This is a genomic window from Cupriavidus numazuensis, assembly GCF_905397435.1.
Classification (GTDB): Bacteria; Pseudomonadota; Gammaproteobacteria; order Burkholderiales; family Burkholderiaceae; genus Cupriavidus; species Cupriavidus numazuensis.
In genome coordinates, this window is sequence record NZ_CAJPVI010000041.1 from 1 (window position 1) to 21,658 (window position 21,658).

Here is a 21,658-nt window from a genome sequence, read left to right on the forward strand (position 1 = left end):
TGCCTGACTCGATTTCCACGTTGCGATTACTCATCGCCCGCGCGATCACCAGCAAGCTTCCGCGCTGTCCGTGTTGCTGGGATGTCAGGCTATATTTGTGACACAGTAAGAGTAGAGCGATGTCATGAACGTCACGCCGGGCGTCACCTGCCAGCCGGGGATCAGCGTGCCGTCATAGGTCCAGTTGAAATCGATGGTTGCGCCCACCGAACTGGACGTACCCTGCGACATCGCGACCGGATAGCCCAGACCCGAGCTCTGGTTCAACCAGGGCAAATAGCCGGCGGAGGTCCCCTGTGTCACGGTTTGTCCGTCGATCGTGCGCGTGACACCATGCGAGCTCAGGCCCGGGTAGTAGATCCACGTGGCCTCCCAGGTCAGCGTCGCCTGGTCCGCGCCGATCAGCTTGAGGAACGGATACTCGCTGCGCGTCAGGGCCAGGATGCCGTTGATATCGAACTGAAGCTTCTTCCTGTCGACCCACTGCTGGCAGTTGATGCCGGGAACGCCGTTCGTGTTCATGTCGAGCGGACCGCCCGCGCCATAGCAGCCGGATAACGCCACGGCATCGTGAGGCCGATACGACAGCTCGGTGCCGATCGCCCAATCGCCTACGGGGAAGTTCGCGCTGGCACCGAAGAGCTGACGATTGCCGAGATACGAGAACTGTGCCGTCCCGTTAGGCAATGACGCCATCACGGGCGACTTGTCGATATAGTTGACGTAGTAGAGCGCAAAGTTCGCGGGCAAGGATGCCGGCGTGTAGTTGAGCTTCAGACCGAATTCAGGCCTGTACTTCGCGGGCAATGCCGACGAGACGGGAACACCGATATCAAAGAATGGAGATCCGGCGAAATCCCCGTTGACGAGGCCGTTGTTGACGGCGCTGATCACGTTCGAGTTGTGGCTGTCCGGCCCGGCTATCGTGCCCGCGCTGGGGCCTGCCGCGTTGAAGTTTCTTGTGCTGATCGTGAATGGCTCCGCGCCGCGGCCGAAGCCATTCGTGATTGACCAGTAGGATCCGACCGGTGGATAGCGGTTTCCATTCCACTGGAACTGGTAGTAGGCCTCGGTGCTGAAGCCGCCGGGAAGGCCGGTGGCGAAGCTGAGCATCGGCGCCGGGCGCAGGGCCTGCTTGAGCTGCGACCCGGGGATCAGCAGCTTCTGGATATCGAGCGCGTTGGTTGCATTGATGCCGCCCTGCGCGAAGATGCTCTCCCCCCAGTTGATCACCTGGTTGCCGAGGCGCACATGCGCATTCCGATCGCCAATGGTGAAATCCTTCTGGCCCCAGAGATCGAGCAACTGCGCATCGTAGACAATCTGCGCCCGCGCGTCGCTCGCCAGTTCCGTACGCTCCGTGTTCTTGGCCATGAAGTCATACATCCCCGTGCCGCGCGCCATGAACTTGAGCCCCTGGCCCGGGATCGTCAGCAGCAATTCACTGGTCGCGCTGAGGTAAGTGCTGAATGCCTGCCCCTTGCGATAGTTCAGGTTGCCGTTGTCGCCGAACCCCCACTGATCGACGTTGGCCGCCGCCCCGCAGCCGTTTGCGTTCGGATCTCCCGTCAGGGAACAACTCGGGTTCTTGACCCGAATCCCTGCGCCGGCAGTAATGTTGGTCACCAGCGAGCCTTTGATGGCATCTTCCGCGCCTGCCGTGAAGTCATACGCGTACGCGCTTGATGCTGTCGCCCCCAGCACGGCGAGCGAGATCGTGCTCCGCCGAATGATCTTTGTAGTTTTCATCGCCCTTCCTCCATCCCGTTCCGATGCCGGCGCGTGCCTCCTCAAACGCGCGCCGGCCCGCCATGCAGCTACTTTCAGCGTTCGCTGACTGACCTCAGGGTTTCCGAGGTGAAGAAGTCCGGCTTGAAGCGCGGATCATTGATCTGCTCGTACCAGCGAATGTCCTTGCCCTGACCGATCGTCGTCTGGTCCATCACGTAGCGGCCGTTGCTGAGGTCGTACATGGCGAAGGGCAGGTTGTCGCATGTGCCGCCCAACTCCCACGCCGGGATCGGGTAGCTCTCGCGTACCTTCCACAGCTTGCCCTGCGCGTCGTAGTCTTCGCCCACGAGTGCGAGCCAGCTGTCTTCGTCCAGGTAGAAGACCTTCTTCGATGCAACGTGGCGCGCGCTGGGCTTGAGCGTGGCCTCGACCACCCACACGCGGTGCATCTCGTAGCGACGGTTGGCCGAAGCGACACCGTCGGGCGTGGCAACGTCGCGCAGCTTGTCCTTGAACTTGTACATGCCGAACGCGTTGTACGGCACGAGCATTTCCTTCTTGCCGGCGAGCTTCCAGTTGAACCGGTCGATGGTGCCGTAGAACATGTTGGCCTCATCGATCAGGTACTGGTTCTCCATGCCGATGACCGGCGCATCGTGCGTATAGGCCGGCATGCGGCGCACGCGGCGCTGGCCAGGGAAGTAGTAGAACGTCTCCGACGCCTTGTTGAAATACTGGCGTTGCACAAACGCCTGACCGGCCAGCGCCGGCGGCGATTCCATCTTGAAAAAGGCGGCGTTGCTAAGCTGATCGACATCCTGCGGCGTGGTCTTGCCCGGCTTGCCCCACGGGAAGAACGTATGCTGGGGAGAGATCACGTCGATCCATTCGTTGCTGCCCGGCCGCGGGGAAATAGCGGTGACCATCTTTGGCCATTCCAGGCCTTCGCCGTGGTAGCGATAGATGTAGTTCAGGATCGCCTCGGCGCCGCTCTTGGGCTGCGGGAATGCAACGCCTGGAAGGGTTGCCGATTGCAGTTGCTCGCCGGTGGAATCGAGCTTCGCTCCTGTGAGGTTTGCCTTGGAGTTCTGCGCAACGAAGTCCGGCACCTGGCATTCGCGATGCGACGGATACACGTCCATGCGATAGCCCTTCTTTTCCTTGATCAGGGCGATCTGACCCGGGGTCAGCTTGTCTGCGTATTTATCGACGTTCGCTGCATCGATCGAGTACAGCGGTTTCTCGTTCTTGTGCTTCCAGAAATCGCCGCGAGACTTGCCCCACTCCCAACCTGCCTCGGGTGATTGCTTGCCTGCATAGGCCGGTACAGCACCGTCTTTACTCGCTGCGCGATCACCACCTTCCGGCGTGAGGTCTTCCGCCATGGCGGCGCTTCCGGCCACAAGGCATACCGCAGCCGCGATGGCTGACATGGCTTCAATTCCATACTTCTTCATCATGGTTCTCCTTCCGTGCTCCTCGCTTCGCTGCCCTGCATGTCGGGCGGTCCGTGTCGCGATATCAGTCAGTGGTGCTTCAACGTGCGTCGTTGTCGATTGCCCGATTCGCGGCAGACTCAGTCCTTGCCGGATCCGGCCACGGCCACCGCGCGAATTTCGATGACCAGTCCAGGCAGCGCCAGCTGTGTCACGCCCACGCTCGTCCACGACGGATAGCGGCTCGGAAAGTACTGATCCTTGACCGACATGAACGCTTCGATTTCGCCGTGAAGGTCGGTGTGGAACGTTGTGAGTTCCACGACGTCGGCCAGGCTTGCACCCGCCTCTTCGAGAATCAGCTTCAGGCTCTCGAACGCGATCTGCGCCTGCGCTCGCAACCCTTCGGCGGGCTCCATATCCGCGCCGATCCCGACCTGGCCGGACACCCAGATCGTGTCGCCGACGCGCGTCGCCGGCGAGAAGTGGTACGCGTCGTAATACGCCTGGAACGGGGCCGGGACGATTGATTGACGTTTGTTGTTCGGTGCCATGGCTTGAACCTCTTTGCTTGGATGCGTTGATGGAAACGGTTGTGTGGAAACGCATTCCCGTCTTCCAATGCGAAATCTCGCCGACGAATAGAACGTCCCCGGTGCTATGGCCCAGGTGGCTGCAATCCAGGTCACGGTCTGAAGCCTCGCGTCGTTGCCAATAAGTGCGGCAAACGCTTGTGAAGGAAGGCGCGACGCCCGCCATAGGGCGTCATCCACTTCCTGCTTCCCCGAACCAACAGCTCCCTAAATCCATCTCATAAACACGTATGACTGGCCTACAAATAACGTGTCAACGGCCAAATATTAGCGTTGAGCCGGCCTAGATACAAGGTGATAGTGGCTAGGGAAAACACCAAGCAAAGCAGGCGTGGACGATGCAGAACGGTCGGTACGCGTATTGCGGAACATGCGGTGAGGTGACCGCCGAAGTGCAGTCGATGCCACGCGCGAATGCCCGGCCAGGAGGCAGACGCCTCATTTCCGGGCATGCGGGTGCATCAGGTACTTGAAGGGAAGGGAGGACGCGCCAGCTTTCCGGCATCCATCACGGTGCGCGATGGCCTGGAGTTCGCTGGCAGGTCGGACGCACAGGCACGGGCACCGGCTCTTCGCAAGGCGCCATGCTGGTCAGTCGATTGAGGATTGGTGCACCGGGCTCGGACCAGACCCGGTGCAGTTCGCGCAAAAATGTGAGCAGAGGGCGTCTTTAGCCTTCGACTCCGTCGTCAATGCAGCTTGATCGCTGGCCGGCTCCAGCGACCGAGCCACTGCCCCAGTCCTTCGAGCACTGCATGCCTCATTCCGGACACGCCGAACAGATGCTTGCGATACAGCAGCCGGTACAACCCGCTCGCCGCGGCACCGTCGACAATCAGCACGCGCGACGACACGCCGCCGGTCTGATACGTTGCGCCGGACTTCCCGAGCGATACGACTGTGCCCGCATCGCGGAACGCGAAGCCGGCGACCGCCTTGCCGGCGAGACGCTGCGCAAACGCTTTGCCGAGATACATCGCCTGCTGATGCGCGACCTGCGCCCGCGGCGGCAGGAAGCCGCTGCTCGTGGCTGACGGGCACGCTGCACAGTCGCCGAACGCGAAGATGCGCGGATCACCCGGCGTCTGCAGCTTGTCGGTGACGATCACCCGGTTCGCTGCATTGAGCGCGATGCCGTCGAGCGAGTTCAGGATCGCGGGCCCCGCGACACCGGCGGCCCAGACCGTGATGTCGCTGGCCAGTGCGTCGCCCGAACCGGTCACTAGCGAATCGGCGCGGACCTCGGCCACGCTCGCGCCAGTCACCACATCGACCTTGAGTCGGCGCAGCGCCGCGTCGGTGCGCGCCGACACGCGCTCGTCGAGCGCCGGCAGCACACGTGTGCCACCCTCGATCAGGCGGATGCGGACGTCTCGCTTCGGGTCCAGCGCCTGGAAGCGGTAGACCGACAACTGATCGACCGCATGCGTGAGCGCGGCAGCAAGCTCGACACCCGTTGCGCCCGCACCGATCACACTGATGTTGATCGCAGGCATGCTTCGCATGCCTGCCGTTTCGAGCCCGTGATTCGCCCTCGTGCACGCGGCCAGGAATCTCCGGCGGAAGACCTCGGCATGTTCGACGCTCTCCAGCGGCAGCGCATGAAGTGCCGCACCGGGCACGTTGAAGAAGTTTGTCACGCTGCCCACGGACAACACCAGGCTGTCGTAGCGAACGCGCCGCTGCGGCAGCATTTCTGCGCCGTCCTCGTCGTGCACAGCGCCGATCGTCGCCATGCACGCGCTGCGATCGACGCTCTCGAGCGCACCCTGAACGAAGCGAAAGCCGTGGCGCTTCGCCTGCGCTGCGTACTCGATGTGGTAGTTGGCCGGATCGCGATGCCCGGAAGCCGCTTCGTGCAACAACGGCTTCCAGAAATGCGTGGGATAGCGGTCGACGAGCACGATCTCGGCGACGCGGCGCCGGCCGACAGTGCCGGCAAGGCGCGTCGCCAAGTGCAGGCCGCCGGCGCCGCCGCCGACAATCACGATGCGATGAAGGTCGGCGCCGTTGTCGGCGTCGAGCACGAAGGGGGCGTGGGTCATGAGGCGCTCCGCAGTGAATGCAATGTCCGTTAGCCCGCTGTCAGGCCATGAGCGCCCACGATATAGTTTGTCCTCACGCCAGACAATTTAATGTTTTTAGCCGACTCATATGTTTTCACTTATATCTAGAACGACAACGTTCCGGCAGTTGAAGGCGCTCGACATGGTTGCGCGGCTCGGCAGCGTGTCTCGCGCAGCGGAGGAACTGAACCTGACGCAGCCCGCGGTGTCGCTACAGATCCGGTTGCTTGAGGAAGCTGTCGGTGCGGGCGTACTGCAGCGTGTCGGGCGTGGCGTTCAGTTGACCGCGGCAGGCGAGATTCTCGCGCGATACGCGCGCGAGATCCTGCAGCTATGGATCGAGGCTGGCGACGAGGTTGCCGCGCTGAAGGGCGATCTCGGCGGCACGCTGCGTATCGGCGCCATCACGACAGCCGAGTATCTGATTCCGCCGATCCTCGTCAAATTCACGGAGACACGTCCGCACGTGAAGATCTACTTCAAGGTCGGCAATCGCGAGGACATTATCCGGATGCTCGCCACGCACGAAATCGACCTCGCGGTAATGGGCAGTCCGCCGAAGGAATTGCGCACGAACGCAGCCGAGTTCGCAAAGCATCCGATGGCATTCGTGGCCGCACCCGGCCATCCGCTGATGCGGCGCAAGCGGTTGTCGCTGAAAGACCTGGAGTCGGCAAATCTGCTGGTCCGTGAGCGCGGCGCTGGCACGCGCGCGACGGTCGAGAGCCTGTTCAAGGTGTCAGGCCTGAAGTTTCACATCGGCTCGGAGCTGTCGAGCAACGAGGCGATCAAGCAGATGGCGGAGGCGGGGCTAGGCGTCGCGTTCCTGTCGCTGCACGCATGCGCGCTCGAACTGAGGACGGGGCTGCTCGCGCAACTGCCGTTCGCCGGCAATCCGATCGTGCGCGAGTGGTACGTGGTCACGCTCGCCGACCGGCGCCTCTCCCAGGCGGCCGGCCTGTTTCGCGATTTCATGGTCGAACGCGGGGCGCACGTGATCGACGGCGCAAAGGCTTCGCCGGACAGGCGCAGGAAGGCTGTGCCAGCGCTGAGCAAGAGCACCAGCGGTATTCATCCGGTCCGGAAATCGACAAATGTCGGTGATTGACAAATGCCTGATTGGCGCTTTGCCAAACGCTATTCTGGTGGGACAGGAGGCTTATTTTCCCTGCCCCACCAAGTGCCCTTACAGATACTTGAACAGATTCATGCCTTGAATCTGCATGAACGATTGCTGCGCACCCTGCAACGCAGTCTGTCTCTGGTAGTACTGGGTAATCGCCGAGGCATAGTCCAGATCCTGCAGCCCGGACAGCGTCTCCGAATAGTTCAGGCCGCGGTTCGTGCCGATGGTGTCCAGCGCGTCCAGTTCCTGCATGCGTGAACCTACCGACGAGCGGACCGTCAGCACGTTGTCCAGCGAGTTCGAGAACTGGCGGATGCCAGTGGCTATGACGTTGTCCAGGTTAGCACTGTCGGCGCCGGAATGCACCGGCGCGTCCAGCGCGTCGATCACTGACTTCAGGTTCGCAAACATGTCGGTGCCGGCCTGGCTGGCTGGCTGCATGCTGATGGTGTCGCCGCTCTTTGGCGTGCCCTTGACCGTGAAGGTAATGCCGGCCGCGCTGATCTGCGCCGGATCGCTGTAAGCAACCGGCGTACCGCCGACGGGATTTCCGCTCGGATCGGTGATGGTGTACTGCATCGAGCCGCTGCTGTCGTCGAATGTCAGCGTGAGCGGCGTGCCGTAGAGCGGATTGGTCGGATCGGTGGTCGATACCTGACCGTAGGTAGCGCTGCCCGTATTCGTGCTGTTGCCCTTGAGCACATAGCCAGCCGAGCCCTGCACGCTCTGGAAGACTTCGCGGCCGTTGCTGCCTGCCGGCATCTGGCGCGCCACGTCGACCTGGTACTGCTGCTGCTCGGTATTGCCAATGTACTGGACGCTGCCGCCACCCTGCACGAACGGCGCCGAGCCCGACAGCGTGCCGCCGAACAGGTACTGGCCATTGCCATCGTCGGCATTGGCCAGGCCCAGCAGCTGCTCGTACTGGCCCTTGAGCGCGGTGGCCAGCGAGGCACGGTCCACATCGCTCATCGTGCCGTTGCCAGCCTGCACCAGCAGCGTCTGGATGTTCTGCGTCACCGTGGTCACGGTCGACAGCGTGTTTTCTTCCATGCCCAGCGAAATATTCGCCTGGTTGCGCGAGGTGGTGTACTGGTCGTTGATCGCGTTGGCCTGCGTGACGCCGAGCGCGCGCGTGGCGGCCACCGGGTCGTCGGACGGCGTGAGCACCTTGCGCCCGGTGCCGAGCTGTTGCTGGATATGCAGCAGCGACGACTGCTGCAGGTTCATCGAGGCCAGGCCTTGCTGGTAGAGCGTGGAGGTTGCGACGCGCATTGTCTGTTCCTTCTCGTATTCCTGGTCGGTTCGGCTTACCGGCCGATGCCGATGATGGTGTCGAACAGCGTCGAGGCTGCCTGAATCACCCGTGCGTTGGCCTGGTACATCTGCTGGTAGCGCAGCATCGACACCGTTTCCTCGTCCATGTTCACGCCCGATACCGACTGCTGCGCAGCGGTGATCTGCGCGGTGATGCTGTCCTGCGACGTCGAGGCGATCTGCACGGACTTGGCGCGCGTGCCGACATCGTTGACAAGCTGGGCATAGGCATCGTTGAAGCTGGACACGCCGCCGATGGTCTTGGCGCTCTGCAGCTTGGCCAGCGCGAGCGCGTTGCCGTTGTTTTTCACCGCACCCGCGTTCGAACCGAGGGTGAACGAATCACCGGCTTTGGGCGTGCCGCCAAACGTAAAGGTCAGGCCACCAAAGGTGTAGTCGGTATTCGCGCCGTTGGTCGCGGTGCTGTCCGGGGTGATCGCCGCACCGGATGCGTCCGTAAAGGTGTAGCCGGTACCGTCGTAGGTCGCGATGATCTTGCCGGTCAACGGCGTAAAGCCCGGTGCCACGCTGCCGAGTGCGGCAGTGCCGCTGCCCTGGTTCGTGCTGGCGGCGTCGACACCTGCCGGCGCTGCTGCCGCAATCTTGGCCGGATCGGAGATCGCCATGTCGAAGCTGGCCGCGGCGTTGCGCGTCGGCTGGATCAGGAACGAGTCATGGGCGTTCGGGGTGCCGTTCAACTGCACGGAGAAACCATCGAACTGGATCGGGTCAGTCGGAGCAAAGGTTTCGACGTGCTTGTCCGACATGCGGGTCAGCTTGTAGTTGGTACCGTCGAATTCCAGCGTGTAATCGCTCGTAGTCAGCGCCGATGAGTCGGTGACCGTGGCCTGCGCGACGGCACTGCTCGTGTTGTTAGCGTTGGACAGCGCTGTCGCGCTGCCCAGTTTGAACATGTCGGTGCCGATGTCGCCGTTCATGTCCATGCCCAGCTTGTGCTGGTCATTGAAGGACTGGCCGATCGCAAGCGACAGGCGGCCGATGGAGTTCTGCGCGCTGTCCAGCGTTTCACTGCGGAACTGGAGCAGGCCGCCCAGCGAGCCGCCGGTGATGGCACCGCTCTCGCTTTCGCGCAAGCCACCGCCGGGCACCGTGTAGGCAACGACGGTACGGCCAGGATCGGCCGCCGAGGCGACGGCCTTCAGGTCGTAGGAGTCGTTGCCCATGACCAGCGGCTGCCCGTTGCCGATGAACACGTTATAGGTACCGCCATCCTGCACCACGACCTTGGCGCCAACCAGCTTGGTCAGTTCGGACACGGCCTGGTCACGCTGGTCCAGCAGGTCGTTGGGCGGCTGGCCGCCCGACAGTGCCTTCAGCTTGACGATCTCGCCGTTGAGGTTGGAGATCTGCTTGGAATAGCTGTTGATCTGGTCGACCGCCGTGCCGAGCTGCTCGTTCACGCCAGACTGCAGTTGCTTGAAGTAGTTGCTGGCCGAGCGTACTTGTCCCACCAGTGCCTGGCCGGCCGACAGCATGCCCTGGCGAGCGGCGGGATCAGCCGGCGTGTCGGCCACGGCCTGCACCGCCGAGAAGAACTTCTGCATCAGGGGCGCCAGGCCACCCTTCTGGTCAGCCAGCAGGTTGTCGATCTGGCTGATCTGGTCGGAGTAGGTCGACAGCGCCGAACTGGCCGACTGCGCACCGCGCAGCTGGCCGGTCAGGAACTGGTCGTACACGCGCGCCACGGTAGTCGTGTTCGACCCCATGCCGAAGAAGCCCTGGCTGGTGTACTGGCCGCCAGCCGACGCCACGATGGTGTTCTGCCGCGAATAGCCTTCGGTGGCCGCGTTGGCGAAGTTGTGGCTGGTCGTCGTCAGCGCGTTCTGCGCGGTGTTCAGGCCGGAAAGACCAATGCTGAAGAGAGACATGTTGCTCTGACCCCGGATGCTGTTGATGCCTCCGCCTTGCTCGGACGGAGGCAGGGAATGTGGGAGTTATCGGCAATTTGCGCGGGAGACTTTAGGGTCATTCGCGCTGGATGAGCGGTGTAGCAACTGCGTACGCCAACGTTTCCACGCCGGCCCCTCTGCCGAGACCGAGAGAGGGAAGAGATCGTCGACGAGCGCTTACGCCGACACCTTCTTCATGATCTGCACCAGCTTCTGCCCGTAGGCCGGATCAGTGGCATAACCCGCGCGTTGCAGGCCATGGGCCGCTTCGTCGGCAGAGCCTGCCGAGACCACGGCCGCGTAACGCGGGTTGGTGGTCAGAAGCCGGGCATAGTCGGCGCACGCCTCGTCATACGAGCCATAGGCGCGGAAGCGCGCGCGTACCTTCTGCGGCTGGCCATCGACATATTCGGTCGTGGTGACTTCGGCCACGCGGCCCTTCCAGTTCGCGCCGGCCTTAATGCCGAATACATTGAACGTGGTGCTGCCGTCAGGATGCGCAATTTCGCGCCGGCCCCAGCCCGATTCCAATGCCGCCTGGCCCACAATCAGCCGCGCCGGCACGCCGCTGGCGCGCGAAGCTGCTTCGGCCGGTGCGGACATGCGCGATACGAAGGCGCTGACATGCGCCGGTGCATCGTCGGGCAACGGCCCGAGATTGCTACCGCCCTGCCCTTGTCCCTGCCAGGCATAGTCCTGCTCGCGGTATTGCCGCAGGCCTGCCGTCGGGTTCCAGCTCGCTCCCGGCACGACAGTGCCGATGGCCGGTGCATCGCCATCCACGGCAGGTGTAGCGCCGGCCCCTCGGCTGTCCAGCAGCCGTGCCATGTCTGCATCGGCCGCTGCGGTCCCTGTAGCACCCGGCGCAGCATTGGCACTGATCATGCCCGGCGGAACCTGCGCACCCGTGGCGCGCGCGAGCTGGCGCACCATCACTTCGGCCAGGCCGATGCCGCGCGAAGACATCTGCTGTGCAAGCTGCTGGTCCAGCATCGACATGTAGAGCTTGCCTTGCTCGCTGTCGAAAACACCGTCCTGCGGCGTGGCGTCGCGCATGCTCTTGAGCACCATCTGCGTGAAGACGGCCTCGAACTGCTTGGCGGCGGCACGCAGCGTGCCCGTGTCCGCGCCGCTGCGCGCGCTTTGCTTGAGCGCTTCGAAGCCCTGCGTATCGAGTGCAAAGCGCTGCGAAACATCCGCCTGCGCGGAAAGAGCGCTGTCCATCAGATGATCTCCAGCTCGGCGCGCAGCGCCCCCGCTGCACGCATGGCTTCCAGGATGGTCTGAAGATCCGCCGGCGTGGCACCGAGTGCGTTCAGGCCCTTGACCACGGCCGCCAGCGAAGCACCAGCCTTCACCATCTGCAGCGATCCGCCCTGCTGCTTCATGTCGATCTGCGACACGGGGGCAACCACGGTCTGTCCGCCGCTGAACGGCGCGGGCTGGCTGATCACAGGCTGGGTGTTGATCACCACAGAAAGATTGCCATGTGCCACCGCGCAGTCTTCCACGGTCACGGCCTGGTTCATCACGATGGAACCGGTGCGCGCGTTCAGGATCACCTTTGCTGCAGCCTTGGCTGGCGTCACGTCGAGGTTCTCGATGCGCGCCAGGAAGCCAACGCGTGCCGACGACGATTGCGGCGCGCGCACCTGCACCACGCGGCCATCGAGCGCTGCGGCCACGCCGCCGCCCATCGACCGGTTGATGGCTTCCACCACACGCTCGGCCGTGCCGAAATCCGTGTCCTTGAGTTCCAGGTTGAGGACGCCGCCGTCAGGCTGAAAGGCCGCCACCGCACGCTCGACGATAGCGCCATTGGCAATACGGCCCACCGCCAGCTGGTTGACCTGCACCTTGCTGCCATTGGCCGATGCACCGGCGCCGCCCACCAGCATATTGCCCTGTGCAATGGCGTACACCTGCCCGTCGGCGCCCTTCAGCGGCGTCATCAGCAGGGTACCGCCGCGCAGGCTCTTGGCATTGCCCATCGACGACACCACGATATCCAGCTGGCTGCCCGGTTGCGCAAACGCCGGCAGCGTGGCGGTGACCATCACTGCCGCGACGTTCTTGAGCTGCATGTTCTTGCCGGCCGGCAGCGTGATGCCGAGCTGCGAGAGCATGTTGGTCAGGCTCTGCGTGGTGAACGGCGTCTGCATGGTCTGGTCGCCGGTATTGTCCAGGCCGACCACGAGGCCGTAGCCCACCAGCGGGTTGTCGCGCACGCCCTGGAACGTCGCCAGGTTCTTCAGGCGCTCCGCGCGAGCGAAATTGGCGGCGAAGCCGAACGCCACCACCACCGCCAGCGCGGTAACGCTGGCCTTGAGCAGGCTCGACAGGAAACGGGCAAGCATCGGAGCGGACATGGGCGATTCAGAGCAATCAGAACGGAGAGACATTGAGGAAGAAGCGCTGCAGCCAACCCATGTTCTGCGCTTCGTCGATATAGCCCTTGGCCGTGTATTCGATGCGGGCATCGGCCACCTGGGTGGACAGCACCCCGTTGTCGCCGGTGATGGTGCGTGGGTTGACCACGCCCGAGAAACGGATGAATTCGGCGCCCTGGTTGATCGCGAGCTGCTTCTCGCCCGAGACCACGAGGTTGCCATTAGCCAGCACTTCCAGCACCGTCACAGTGATGGTGCCGCTGAAGGTATTTGCCGCGCTGGCGCCGCCGCTGGCCTTCAGGGAGTTGCCGCCATTGATGCTGGCGTTCGAGCTGCTGCTGAACAGACCGGCCAGTGCCTTGGGCACGGCATCGAATGCGAGTGCAGTGCTGCCGGTGCGGCTGGCATTGGTGCCCGAATTCTTGGTAGCGTTGACGTTTTCGGTGATGACGATCGTCAGGATGTCGCCGACGTTGCGCGGACGGCGATCCTCGAACAGCGGGTTGCCGGCGTACGAGGACGCGAAGATCGAACCCGTTGCCGGGCCCATCGGGCGCGGCTCGGCGCGCGCGGTGGTCGGCAGTTGAACGAGCGGCTCGCGCGGCATCAGCGCGCAGCCGCCGCTGGCCAGCAATGCCAGGCCGGCCAGGCAATACAGAACGCGCGCGCCCAGGCGGGAAAGCATGTTGGCCATTTCCACTCCGTCAGCCCATCTGCGTCAGGCGCTGCAGCATCTGGTCGGATGTCTGCACGGCCTTGCTGTTGATTTCGTAGGCGCGCTGGGTCTGGATCATGCTGACCAACTCTTCCACGACGTTGACATTCGAGGCTTCCACGTAGTTCTGCTGCAGCACGCCCGAGCCGTTCAGGCCCGGCACAGTAGTGTTGGGCGCACCGGAGGCATCAGTCTGCACGTACAGGTTCTCGCCCATGCTCTCCAGGCCGGCCGGGTTCATGAAGGTGGCGAGCTGGAGCTGACCGACCTGCACGTTGTTGCTCGAGCCCGGTTGTGTCACCGATACCGTGCCATCGCGGCCAATGGTCAGCGCGGTAGAGTTGGCCGGGATGGTGATGGCCGGCTGGATCACGAAGCCGCTCGATGTCACGAGTTGGCCGTTCTGGTCGACCTGGAATGAACCGTCACGCGTATAGGCCGTGGTGCCATCCGGCATCGCGACCTGGAAGAAGCCCTGGCCGATGATGGCAACGTCCTTCGAATTGCCGGTCTGCTGCGGATTGCCCTGCGTGTGGATGCGCTCGGTGGCGACCGGACGCACGCCGGTGCCGAGCTGCAGGCCCGAAGGCAGCGTGGTCTGGTCCGACGACAGCGCGCCTGGCTGGCGGATGTTCTGGTACATCAGGTCCTCGAACACCGCGCGACCACGCTTGAAGCCGTTGGTGGACACGTTGGCGAGGTTGTTCGAGATCACGTCCATCTGCGTCTGCTGCGCGTCAAGGCCGGTCTTGGCAATCCAGAGAGAGCGGATCATGGTGTTCCTTGGAATCCTGCGCAGAGCTGTACGGCCCCGCGCGTCATGCGTTCATGGGTGCGGCGTGGCCGCTTCAGTTAGTCGAGAGCAGCTGGTTGGCGCGCTGGTCGTTGGTGTCGGCGCCGGTGATCATCTTCATCTGCATCTCGAAGCGTCGGGCATTCGCGATCATGTCGACCATCGCTTCGGTCGGGTTCACGTTGCTGCCTTCGATCGCGCCCGAAACCACGCGTACGGTCGGGTCGGCTTCCAGCGGCTGTGCACCGGGGCGCAGGCGGAACAGCCCGTCATCGCCACGCGCGATCGAATCGGCAGGCGGGTTCACCACGCGCAGCTTGCCCACCTGGGCCAGGCCTGCGGAGGCTTCGCCAGGACCACGCGCGGTGATGGTGCCGTCGCTGCCGATCGTGACTTGCGAACCCGGCGGCACAGACAGCAGCCCACCGTCGCCCATGACCGGCAAGCCCGAGCTGGTCTGCACCTGCCCGTCCTGCGCGATCTGCAACGATCCGGCGCGGGTGTACGCTTCGCTGCCGTCGCGCGCCTGCACCACCAGCCAGCCATTGCCTTGCAGGGCAACATCCAGCGGGCGGCCGGTATAGGTCAGCGGACCCGCGCGCATGTCGGCGCCCGGCGTGGACGCCAGCGTGAAGGCACGCGTGGGCGACTCCTGCCCCACCACCGGCACCGCGCGGTACATATTGACCTGCGCGCGGAAAGCCGGCGTCGAAACGTTCGCCAGATTGTTCGACACAGCGGCTTGCTGGTCGAGAATCTGCTTGGCGCCCGACAGGGCGGTGTAGATCATGCGGTCCATCGACTTGCCTCAGCTTGCTTGCTCTTCACGCCGCTCACCATGTTTACATGTTCATGAGCGAATTCATGACCTGGTTCTGGGTCTCGATGGTCTTGGCGTTGGCCTGGTAGTTGCGCTGCGCCACGATCAGGTTGACCAGCTCGCCCGACAGGTCGACGTTGGAGGCTTCCACGGCGTTCGACAGCAGCTGGCCGCGGGCGCCGCCCGGCACGCCAACGACCGCTTCGCCCGACGCACCGGTGGCGGCCCACGTGTTGCCGCCTTCCGCCTTCAGGCCTTCGGGATTGCCGAAGCTTGCCAGTACAACCTGGCCCAGGACCTGGGTCTGCTCGTTCGAGTAGCTGGCGCGCACGGTGCCATCGCCTTCGATCGCGAAGCCCAGCAGCGCACCCGAGGCGTAGCCGTCCTGCGAGGGGCTCATGACATCGTTGTCCGAACCGAACTGCGTCGTGCCTGCCAGATCCAGCTTCATCGACAGGTCGGAAGAGCCGTTCGTCATGGTCTTGGTCAGCGTGATCGTGGCAGGATTGCTCGAGACCATCTTGCCGTTGCTGTCGAATGCGAGCGTGATCGGCGAGCCGCCCATGACATTGCCAGCCGCGTCGGTCACGTTCATCGTCCAGTCCGTACCGCCAGCGACGGTCGGGGTGGCCGCGGACTTGCCGAAGTAAGCAACCAGCTGCTGCGAATTGCCCAGCGAGTCATACACCGTCATGCTGTTGCTGTAGCTATACATGTCGGAGGTCGGCAACGCGCCCGGCGCACTGGAGAACGCCGTGGCCGGCACGCTGCTGCGCGAGTCGAGGTTGTAGCCGACCTTGATGTTGCCCGTCGGCTTCGGCGGCATCTGCGCGCTCGAAACGACCAGCGGCTGCGGCAGCGCGCCACCACCTGCGCCAGCCGGCGGGAAGCCGGTCAGCTGCAGGCCCTGTGCATTGACGATACGGCCATCATCGGTGCGGGCGAACTGGCCGTTGCGCGAGAAGTGCACCGAACCATCCGTCCCGACCAGCCGGTAGAAGCCACTGCCATTGGTGATCGCCACATCGAGCGAGCGGTTGGTCGCCTGGATATTGCCCTGCGTGAACGACTGCACCACCGAATTCACTGTGGTACCCAGGCCGATCTTGGTGCCGGCGTACACGTCGGCAAACTGCGCGGTCGACGCCTTGTAGCCGACCGTGTTGGAGTTGGCAATGTTGTTGCCGATCACATCCAGATTCGCTGCTGCGGCATTAATGCCGCTTACGCCTTGACCGAAACCCATTTAGTTTCTCCTTGATACCTGTATTTCGTTTGTCGCCAGCACGCTGCCAGCAGGAATCAGGGCCGCGGCCCCGCGTTCAGATTCAGAGAATACGGCGCACGTCGTCCACGTTCGCCTGCTGCCCGTTGCCGACATCCACCAGCACGCCCGTCGAATCGCCGCTGATGCTGTTGACCTTGCCGTAGACCAGTGCCACCGGCTGCACCGACGTGCCGTTGGCCGTGGCGCTGACCTTGAAGGTGTAATCGCCATCCGCAACCGCCACGCCGGCGTCGTTCTTGCCGTCCCAGGCAATGTCGTGCACGCCGGCGGTCTGGCCCTTCATGTCGATGGTGCGCACCACGTTGCCGTTGGCGTCGAGCACGTTGACGGTCACCGCATCGGCCGTCGACGGCAGGTCCACGCCGAACTGGCCGGCCACGCCGTCCTTCACCGAGAACTGCGAGCCCGGCACCATCACCGTATGGCCGATCAGCGCGGCCGAATCCATGGCGCGGCTTGCGCTCACCTGGCTCAGCAGTTGGTTCAGCGTGCTGTTCATGGTCTGCATGCTGCTCACCGTGGAGATCTGCGCGAGCTGCGAAGTCAGCTGCGCGTTGTCCATCGGGTTGAGCGGATCCTGGTTGTTCATCTGCGTCACCAGCATCTTCAGGAAGTTGCTCTGCAGGTCGGCCGCGCTGGCGCTGCCGCTCTGCAGCGCAGCATTGACGTTCGTGGTGCTGCTGTTGTTGTTGACCGAGGAGGTAGTAGTCATGTCGCGTTGATGGTTCCGTTGTCGTTACTGGCCGATAGTCAGCGTCTTGAGCATCATGTTCTTGGCGCTGTTCAGCACCTCCACGTTGGCCTGGTACGAGCGCGAAGCCGAGATCATGTTGACCATTTCCTCCACCGGGTTGACGTTGGGCATGACCACATAGCCTTCAGCGTTGGCCATCGGGTGCGTGGGGTTGTGAACCATGCGCGGCGGCGACGGGTCTTCCGTCACGCCTTGCACCTGCACGCCACCGACGTCGCTCTGGCCGGGCGTCGGCGCCATGCCGAAGATGACCTGCTTGGCCCGGTAGGCCTGGCCGTCGGGGCTGACCACGCTGTCGGCGTTGGCCAGGTTGGACGCAGTCACGTTCATGCGCTGCGATTGCGCAGCCATGGCCGAGCCTGCGACGTCGAAGATATTCATTGCTGGCATGCGTCTCTCCGGCCGTTACTGCTGGATCGCGGCCAGCATGGTCTTGATCTTCGAGCTCACCACCGTCAGGTTCGATTCGAAGTGGACCGAGTTGTCGGCGAAAGCCACGCGCTCGGTGTCCATCTCGACCGTATTGCCATCGACGCTCGACTGCAGCGGGATGCGGTAGGCCAGGTCAGCGTCGTCGCGGGTCGGTGCCTGTGCCGGCAGGTGGCGCACGGAGGTCGTCGACAGCGACACGCCATCGGGACGGCGGCCGCGCTCCATGGTCTGCGCCAGCGTGCTCGAGAAATCGAAATCGCGGGCCTTGTAGCCGGGCGTATCGGCGTGCGCAATGTTCGAGGCAATCACCGACTGCCGCTGAGTCCGCAGGCTCAGCGCTTCCTGCTGGAAGCGCAATGCCGAGTCGAGTCTGTCAATCATGTATGCATCTCCGCTTGGAGCAACCTTGGAGCAAACGACGAAGGGCGACCTTCTTCAGGGATCGCATCTTAGGTTCAGGCCTGTCACGCCAATCGGATGAATAAGAACGGGAAATCCATGCAATTCGGAGGGCTTGCCCGGCAACGGCTCCCTACAATGGGACCCGTTTCCTTGCGTGCGGCCGCACAAGCGGCTCAGTTGCCCCGTGGCCGCCGCGTCGTCCTTGCTGGGATGAAGACATGAAGAAGATCCATTGCGCCGTCATCAGGCCGGCGCTGGCCCTGCTGGCAGGAGGCGTCCTGTCAGCCGTAGCCGGCGAAGCCCTGGCGGCGCCTGCACAGGTCACCCCGGTGGCCATGCAGGCAACCAATCCGTTCCCGGAAGACCCCGTGCGCGCGGCCGTGGAGCAGTTCCTGCTGCGCCAGACCGCCGGCTTGCCGGGCAAGGCCACCGTTCAGGTGCAGCCGCCGTCAGGCGGCCGCGCGCCGGAATGCGTGTCGCCCGAACCCTTCCTGCCACAGGGCGCTTCGCCGTGGGGCCGCATTTCGGTCGGCGTACGCTGCGGCGGCGAGCGGCCGTGGATCCGCTATATGCAGGCACGCGTGTCCGTGCTGTCGGACTACTACGTGGCCGTGCGCGCGCTTGGCCCGGGCGAGCCGGTGACGCCGGCCGACCTTGAAGTGCGGCAGGGCGACCTGTCCACGCTGCCCAAGGCCGTGATTACCGACCCGTCTCAGGTCGTGGGCGCAGTCACGGCCAACCGCGTCGCAGCGGGCTCGCCCATGCGTACCGACCTGCTGAAGAAATCGATCGCCGTACGCTCCGGCCAGACCGTGACCGTCGCGGTGGAAGGCGACGCCTTCCAGATCACCAGCGAGGGCAAGGTGCTGGCCGATGCCGCCATCGGCAACTCGGTGCAGATCCGCCTGCGCAACGGGCAGGTAGTGAGCGGCCTGGTGCGCAGCGGCGACACCGTGGTGCTGCAATAACGCGGAAAAGTGCCTCATGGGAGACTGGAATGCAGGATGGGTGAGCATGCGACAATGCGTGCCAGTCCTGCCGTCGCGGCGAGATTTCCCTAAAGATTTCGCCAAGGCGTCCGTAATGACAATGGAACCCAGCAAGGAACGCCCGTGAAGATCAACCACTCCACCTCGTCCAGGCCGGCCGACGCCCCGGCTGCGGACAGTACTGTGCGGCCGCAAGCCGGACAGAGTGCACCCGTCGCCACTTCGAGCGGCGTGAGCGTAAGCCCCCTGGCCTCGCAGGTCCGTGAAATCGGCAGCCGCCTGGCCAACGAAACCGACGACGACATCGACACCGCCAAGGTCGAAGAGATCCGCCAGGCCATCGCCGAAGGCCGGATCAAGATCGACCCGGGCAAGATTGCCGACGGCCTGCTCGCCACCTTGCGCGAACTGAGCCAGGGCGACACCCACTGAAACAGCCATGAGCCAGCCCCTGATCCAGAGCCTGCAGAAAGAAGCCGAAGCCGTCACGGCGTTCGGCCAACTGCTCACCGAAGAGCGCGACGCCCTCAAGGGCGGAGACTTCCAGTCCCTGAGCGGACTGCTCACGCGCAAGGTGGAACTGGGTCAGGCGCTCTCGCGCCAGGTGGCCGCGCGCGAAGCCCAGATGGGCGCCCTGGGCATGCGCCCGGGCCCGCAGGGCCAGTTGCTCGGCCGCAATATCGATCCCGCCGTGGGCGATGCCTGGCGCAAGCTTATCTTTGCCGCACGCGCCGCGCGCGACAACAACCAGCTCAACGGCGCCATCGTCGCTGCGCACCTGGACCACACGCGCGAAGCGATCAATGTGCTGCGCCAGCACAGCGGCGGCGACTCCGGGCTTTACGGCAAGAACGGCAAGGCATCGGCCGGCGCGGGCGGCGTCAGCCTGGCCAGCGGCTGAAGCCGCCCGCCTGCGTTCAATCGTCGCAATACTGTTCGAGCACGTTGAGACCGCGCTGCGGGTCCCGGACAAACGGATTGGAACGGTCCCACGCGTAGCCGGCCAGGATGGCCGAGATCATGCGGCGGATCTCCGGCGTGGCGTTGGGATGAAAGACCAGCTTCTGGAAGCCGCCGGCGTACCACGCATCGACAAATGCGCGGAAGCAATCGACGCCCGACTTCAGTATCCGCGCATAGTCAGCTTCCCAATCGACGGTCTCGCCCGCGAATTCACGCGCAATGCAATCGGCGGCCAGACTGGCTGACTTGAATGCGATCGTCACGCCTGAGGAAAAGACCGGATCCAGGAATTCGCCTGCGTTGCCGAGCAGCGCATAGCCGTTACCCCAAAGCGACTTCACGTTGGCCGCATAGCCCGCAATATGGCGCGCGGGGGTATCCCACACGGCATTGGCAAGCAGGCCCGCAAGAGCGGGATCCTCGTTCACCAGCGCCTGCAGGCGTTCGGTGTCGCTGCCGGCATAGCCATCCAGGAATGCCTTCTCGGCAACGACGCCCAGCGAACAACGTCCGTTCGAAAACGGAATCGTCCAGTACCAGACATCCACGTGCTGCGGATGAATGCCAATACGAATCTTGTTGCGATCGAAGGTACCCGGCATCACCCGGTCTTCGACATGCGTGAAGATGGCGCTGCGCACGGGAAACCCGGATGGCGACTCGAGCTGCAGCAGGCGCGGCAGGATGCGTCCGAACCCGGATGCATCGAGAAGGAAACGGCTGGTGACGCGATAGCTGTTGCCATCAGGGTCGAGCACGGTCACAACCGGCTGCGCACCTGACACGTCGACGCCCGTCACCAGATGCCGGAAGCGGACTTCGGCACCTTGCTTCTCCGCTTCGCGTATCAGCACATGATCGAAATCCGCGCGCTGGACCTGGTACGTCGTACCCCAGCCAGCCGAGAACTTGTCGCGGAAGTCGAAATCGACATAGCGATCTCCACGCGCGAACGCGGCACCGTTCTTGTATTGGAAGCCAGCCTCTACCACTGCACGCAGCATGCCGGCCGCTTCAATGTACTCCATGCTCTGCGGCAGCAGGCTTTCGCCGATGGAAAAGCGCGGAAACGTCTCCTTCTCGAGCACCAGCACACCAATACCACGACGACGCAGCAAACCCGCCGCAACAGAACCTGCTGGCCCCGCGCCGATGATCAGCACGTCTGCGAATTGATCTTCCATTCCAACCTCCAACACGCCTGGCGTATCGCCAACGCTTTCGCCCAAACCAGTGATAAAGCCGGCCCTCCCGGCAGGATATCGCGTCCTGCAGGATCCGGCGGAACCGCTACGGAAGGGATTGGCTACAGAAAACCGCGAAAACTGTCAGGGGACAGCATGGGCACATGCTACCGAAGGATTGGCAGCGTGGAAACCGGACATTCGGTGTGCGCGCCGGCGGAGATTGCGATGCCGGTTGTTGCTCGGCGGTTGCATCACATCGCCGGGCCGGTACGCCCGGCAGTGGTCAGAGGGATTGAGCGTCTTATCGGAACCCCACAACCACCTGATTGCTCTTGCCCTGCAGCATCGGCGCTACCGGGCCCTGCCCTGGCAGCCGAAACGCAAACACAAAGCCCTGGGTTGCATCATCACCGTCGAAGGCGTCGGTCTTGCCTTCGGCCTGTGGCAGCAGCACGCAGCGCGTGTCGTTGCAGAGATAGGCCTGCAGATCCGTCGGCGGCGTCGCGGCAAAGCTGTAGCGCCAGCGCACCGAGGTAATGACGCCCTCCGACTGCGGCAGGTTGCCGCTCGGCAGGATCGGGCGAGACACGGTACGCAGCCCGCGGCCATACAGCGCCGGGCCGTTGACCGATGCGCTCCAGCTATGGCTCGTGCCGTCGTCCGGCGCGGCCCACGTACTCGTCGCCATTGCAGCAAGCAGCGCCGCGATGGCATGCATCGCAACCTGCCCGGAGCCGTGCCGCCCG

The 21,658-nt window shown here is 63.8% G+C and carries 21 protein-coding genes; 4 read left to right on the top strand and 17 right to left on the bottom strand.

Going from position 1 to position 21,658, the window contains the following annotated elements:
• Positions 1-84: 84 nt before the first annotated feature.
• From KHO41_RS27595 to KHO41_RS27610, 4 genes are all read right to left on the bottom strand, one after another.
• On the bottom strand, positions 85-1,749 hold the full coding sequence (locus tag KHO41_RS27595) for a DUF1302 domain-containing protein (RefSeq protein ID WP_244874061.1): 1,665 nt from the start codon (positions 1,747-1,749) through the stop codon (positions 85-87).
• Between the two features lie 74 nt (positions 1,750-1,823).
• Complete coding sequence (locus tag KHO41_RS27600; RefSeq protein WP_211956432.1) at positions 1,824-3,191, bottom strand: DUF1329 domain-containing protein; 1,368 nt, start codon at positions 3,189-3,191, stop codon at positions 1,824-1,826.
• Between the two features lie 116 nt (positions 3,192-3,307).
• A complete protein-coding gene (locus tag KHO41_RS27605) occupies positions 3,308-3,721 on the bottom strand; it encodes a RidA family protein (protein ID WP_211956433.1) in 414 nt (137 codons plus the stop codon).
• A 728-nt stretch (positions 3,722-4,449) separates the two neighbouring features.
• Positions 4,450-5,805, bottom strand: coding sequence for an NAD(P)/FAD-dependent oxidoreductase (locus KHO41_RS27610; protein WP_211956434.1), 1,356 nt, complete (start codon positions 5,803-5,805; stop codon positions 4,450-4,452).
• Positions 5,806-5,914: 109 nt separating this feature from the next.
• Between KHO41_RS27610 and KHO41_RS27615 the strand changes: the two genes are divergently transcribed.
• Entirely contained in the window at positions 5,915-6,934 is a 1,020-nt protein-coding gene (locus KHO41_RS27615) for a LysR family transcriptional regulator (protein ID WP_211956435.1), read from the top strand.
• Between the two features lie 78 nt (positions 6,935-7,012).
• Here KHO41_RS27615 and flgL read toward each other — a convergent pair whose 3' ends face one another.
• From flgL to flgB, 11 genes are all read right to left on the bottom strand, one after another.
• Positions 7,013-8,227: a flagellar hook-associated protein FlgL gene (gene flgL, locus KHO41_RS27620; RefSeq protein ID WP_211956436.1), complete on the bottom strand. Its 1,215-nt coding sequence runs from the start codon at positions 8,225-8,227 to the stop codon at positions 7,013-7,015.
• 35 nt (positions 8,228-8,262) lie between these two features.
• Entirely contained in the window at positions 8,263-10,158 is a 1,896-nt protein-coding gene (gene flgK, locus KHO41_RS27625) for a flagellar hook-associated protein FlgK (RefSeq protein WP_211956437.1), read from the bottom strand.
• 198 nt (positions 10,159-10,356) lie between these two features.
• Positions 10,357-11,403 (bottom strand): flagellar assembly peptidoglycan hydrolase FlgJ, encoded by a 1,047-nt coding sequence (gene flgJ / locus KHO41_RS27630; RefSeq protein WP_211956438.1) that lies wholly within the window; start codon positions 11,401-11,403, stop codon positions 10,357-10,359.
• Positions 11,403-12,581, bottom strand: a complete 1,179-nt coding sequence (locus KHO41_RS27635; protein WP_244874062.1) for a flagellar basal body P-ring protein FlgI — start codon at positions 12,579-12,581, stop codon at positions 11,403-11,405. Before KHO41_RS27635 ends, flgJ begins: the two co-directional genes overlap by 1 nt.
• Positions 12,565-13,263 carry a flagellar basal body L-ring protein FlgH gene (gene flgH, locus KHO41_RS27640; protein ID WP_211956439.1) on the bottom strand — a complete coding sequence of 233 codons (699 nt, stop codon included), beginning with the start codon at positions 13,261-13,263 and terminating at the stop codon, positions 12,565-12,567. The genes KHO41_RS27635 and flgH overlap by 17 nt, the downstream gene beginning before the upstream one ends.
• A 10-nt stretch (positions 13,264-13,273) precedes the next feature.
• Complete coding sequence (flgG, locus tag KHO41_RS27645; protein ID WP_211956440.1) at positions 13,274-14,059, bottom strand: flagellar basal-body rod protein FlgG; 786 nt, start codon at positions 14,057-14,059, stop codon at positions 13,274-13,276.
• Between the two features lie 73 nt (positions 14,060-14,132).
• Complete coding sequence (locus KHO41_RS27650) at positions 14,133-14,876, bottom strand: flagellar basal body rod protein FlgF (RefSeq protein WP_211956441.1); 744 nt, start codon at positions 14,874-14,876, stop codon at positions 14,133-14,135.
• A 43-nt stretch (positions 14,877-14,919) separates the two neighbouring features.
• The gene (gene flgE / locus KHO41_RS27655; RefSeq protein WP_211956442.1) at positions 14,920-16,143 is read right to left on the bottom strand and encodes a flagellar hook protein FlgE; all 1,224 of its coding nucleotides are present in this window, start codon (positions 16,141-16,143) and stop codon (positions 14,920-14,922) included.
• 82 nt (positions 16,144-16,225) lie between these two features.
• A complete protein-coding gene (gene flgD / locus KHO41_RS27660) occupies positions 16,226-16,897 on the bottom strand; it encodes a flagellar hook assembly protein FlgD (protein ID WP_211956443.1) in 672 nt (223 codons plus the stop codon).
• A gap of 24 nt (positions 16,898-16,921) precedes the next feature.
• A complete protein-coding gene (gene flgC, locus KHO41_RS27665) occupies positions 16,922-17,329 on the bottom strand; it encodes a flagellar basal body rod protein FlgC (protein ID WP_211956444.1) in 408 nt (135 codons plus the stop codon).
• Positions 17,330-17,344: 15 nt separating this feature from the next.
• The gene (flgB, locus tag KHO41_RS27670) at positions 17,345-17,752 is read right to left on the bottom strand and encodes a flagellar basal body rod protein FlgB (protein ID WP_011301733.1); all 408 of its coding nucleotides are present in this window, start codon (positions 17,750-17,752) and stop codon (positions 17,345-17,347) included.
• A 239-nt stretch (positions 17,753-17,991) separates the two neighbouring features.
• Between flgB and flgA the strand changes: the two genes are divergently transcribed.
• The 3 genes from flgA to KHO41_RS27685 all read left to right on the top strand — a co-directional run bounded on the left by flgA (position 17,992) and on the right by KHO41_RS27685 (position 19,663).
• On the top strand, positions 17,992-18,741 hold the full coding sequence (gene flgA, locus KHO41_RS27675) for a flagellar basal body P-ring formation chaperone FlgA (RefSeq protein WP_211956445.1): 750 nt from the start codon (positions 17,992-17,994) through the stop codon (positions 18,739-18,741).
• Positions 18,742-18,885: 144 nt separating this feature from the next.
• Positions 18,886-19,194, top strand: coding sequence for a flagellar biosynthesis anti-sigma factor FlgM (gene flgM / locus KHO41_RS27680; RefSeq protein ID WP_211956446.1), 309 nt, complete (start codon positions 18,886-18,888; stop codon positions 19,192-19,194).
• 7 nt (positions 19,195-19,201) lie between these two features.
• Positions 19,202-19,663: a flagella synthesis protein FlgN gene (locus KHO41_RS27685; protein ID WP_211956447.1), complete on the top strand. Its 462-nt coding sequence runs from the start codon at positions 19,202-19,204 to the stop codon at positions 19,661-19,663.
• Positions 19,664-19,679: 16 nt separating this feature from the next.
• Here the strand turns inward: KHO41_RS27685 and KHO41_RS27690 are convergent, their stop codons facing one another.
• Positions 19,680-20,909: an NAD(P)/FAD-dependent oxidoreductase gene (locus KHO41_RS27690; RefSeq protein ID WP_211956448.1), complete on the bottom strand. Its 1,230-nt coding sequence runs from the start codon at positions 20,907-20,909 to the stop codon at positions 19,680-19,682.
• Positions 20,910-21,213: 304 nt separating this feature from the next.
• Entirely contained in the window at positions 21,214-21,630 is a 417-nt protein-coding gene (locus tag KHO41_RS27695) for a flagellar protein FlhE (RefSeq protein ID WP_211956449.1), read from the bottom strand.
• Between the last annotated feature and the right edge of the window lie 28 nt (positions 21,631-21,658).

Excerpts from the sequence above, each read along its gene's own strand:
- KHO41_RS27690 (WP_211956448.1), bottom strand. The coding sequence starts at position 20,909 with ATGGAAGATCAATTCGCAGACGTGCTGATCATCGGCGCGGGGCCAGCA.
- flgB (WP_011301733.1), bottom strand. The coding sequence starts at position 17,752 with ATGATTGACAGACTCGACTCGGCATTGCGCTTCCAGCAGGAAGCGCTG.
- KHO41_RS27610 (WP_211956434.1), bottom strand. The coding sequence starts at position 5,805 with ATGACCCACGCCCCCTTCGTGCTCGACGCCGACAACGGCGCCGACCTT.
- flgG (WP_211956440.1), bottom strand. The coding sequence starts at position 14,059 with ATGATCCGCTCTCTCTGGATTGCCAAGACCGGCCTTGACGCGCAGCAG.
- flgL (WP_211956436.1), bottom strand. The coding sequence starts at position 8,227 with ATGCGCGTCGCAACCTCCACGCTCTACCAGCAAGGCCTGGCCTCGATG.
- flgD (WP_211956443.1), bottom strand. The coding sequence starts at position 16,897 with ATGACTACTACCTCCTCGGTCAACAACAACAGCAGCACCACGAACGTC.
- KHO41_RS27635 (WP_244874062.1), bottom strand. The coding sequence starts at position 12,581 with ATGTCTCTCCGTTCTGATTGCTCTGAATCGCCCATGTCCGCTCCGATG.
- KHO41_RS27650 (WP_211956441.1), bottom strand. The coding sequence starts at position 14,876 with ATGGACCGCATGATCTACACCGCCCTGTCGGGCGCCAAGCAGATTCTC.
- KHO41_RS27605 (WP_211956433.1), bottom strand. The coding sequence starts at position 3,721 with ATGGCACCGAACAACAAACGTCAATCAATCGTCCCGGCCCCGTTCCAG.
- flgA (WP_211956445.1), top strand. The coding sequence starts at position 17,992 with ATGAAGAAGATCCATTGCGCCGTCATCAGGCCGGCGCTGGCCCTGCTG.
- flgC (WP_211956444.1), bottom strand. The coding sequence starts at position 17,329 with ATGCCAGCAATGAATATCTTCGACGTCGCAGGCTCGGCCATGGCTGCG.
- flgK (WP_211956437.1), bottom strand. The coding sequence starts at position 10,158 with ATGTCTCTCTTCAGCATTGGTCTTTCCGGCCTGAACACCGCGCAGAAC.
- KHO41_RS27615 (WP_211956435.1), top strand. The coding sequence starts at position 5,915 with ATGTTTTCACTTATATCTAGAACGACAACGTTCCGGCAGTTGAAGGCG.
- KHO41_RS27695 (WP_211956449.1), bottom strand. The coding sequence starts at position 21,630 with ATGCATGCCATCGCGGCGCTGCTTGCTGCAATGGCGACGAGTACGTGG.
- flgH (WP_211956439.1), bottom strand. The coding sequence starts at position 13,263 with ATGGCCAACATGCTTTCCCGCCTGGGCGCGCGCGTTCTGTATTGCCTG.
- KHO41_RS27595 (WP_244874061.1), bottom strand. The coding sequence starts at position 1,749 with ATGAAAACTACAAAGATCATTCGGCGGAGCACGATCTCGCTCGCCGTG.
- flgJ (WP_211956438.1), bottom strand. The coding sequence starts at position 11,403 with ATGGACAGCGCTCTTTCCGCGCAGGCGGATGTTTCGCAGCGCTTTGCA.
- KHO41_RS27600 (WP_211956432.1), bottom strand. The coding sequence starts at position 3,191 with ATGATGAAGAAGTATGGAATTGAAGCCATGTCAGCCATCGCGGCTGCG.
- flgE (WP_211956442.1), bottom strand. The coding sequence starts at position 16,143 with ATGGGTTTCGGTCAAGGCGTAAGCGGCATTAATGCCGCAGCAGCGAAT.
- KHO41_RS27685 (WP_211956447.1), top strand. The coding sequence starts at position 19,202 with ATGAGCCAGCCCCTGATCCAGAGCCTGCAGAAAGAAGCCGAAGCCGTC.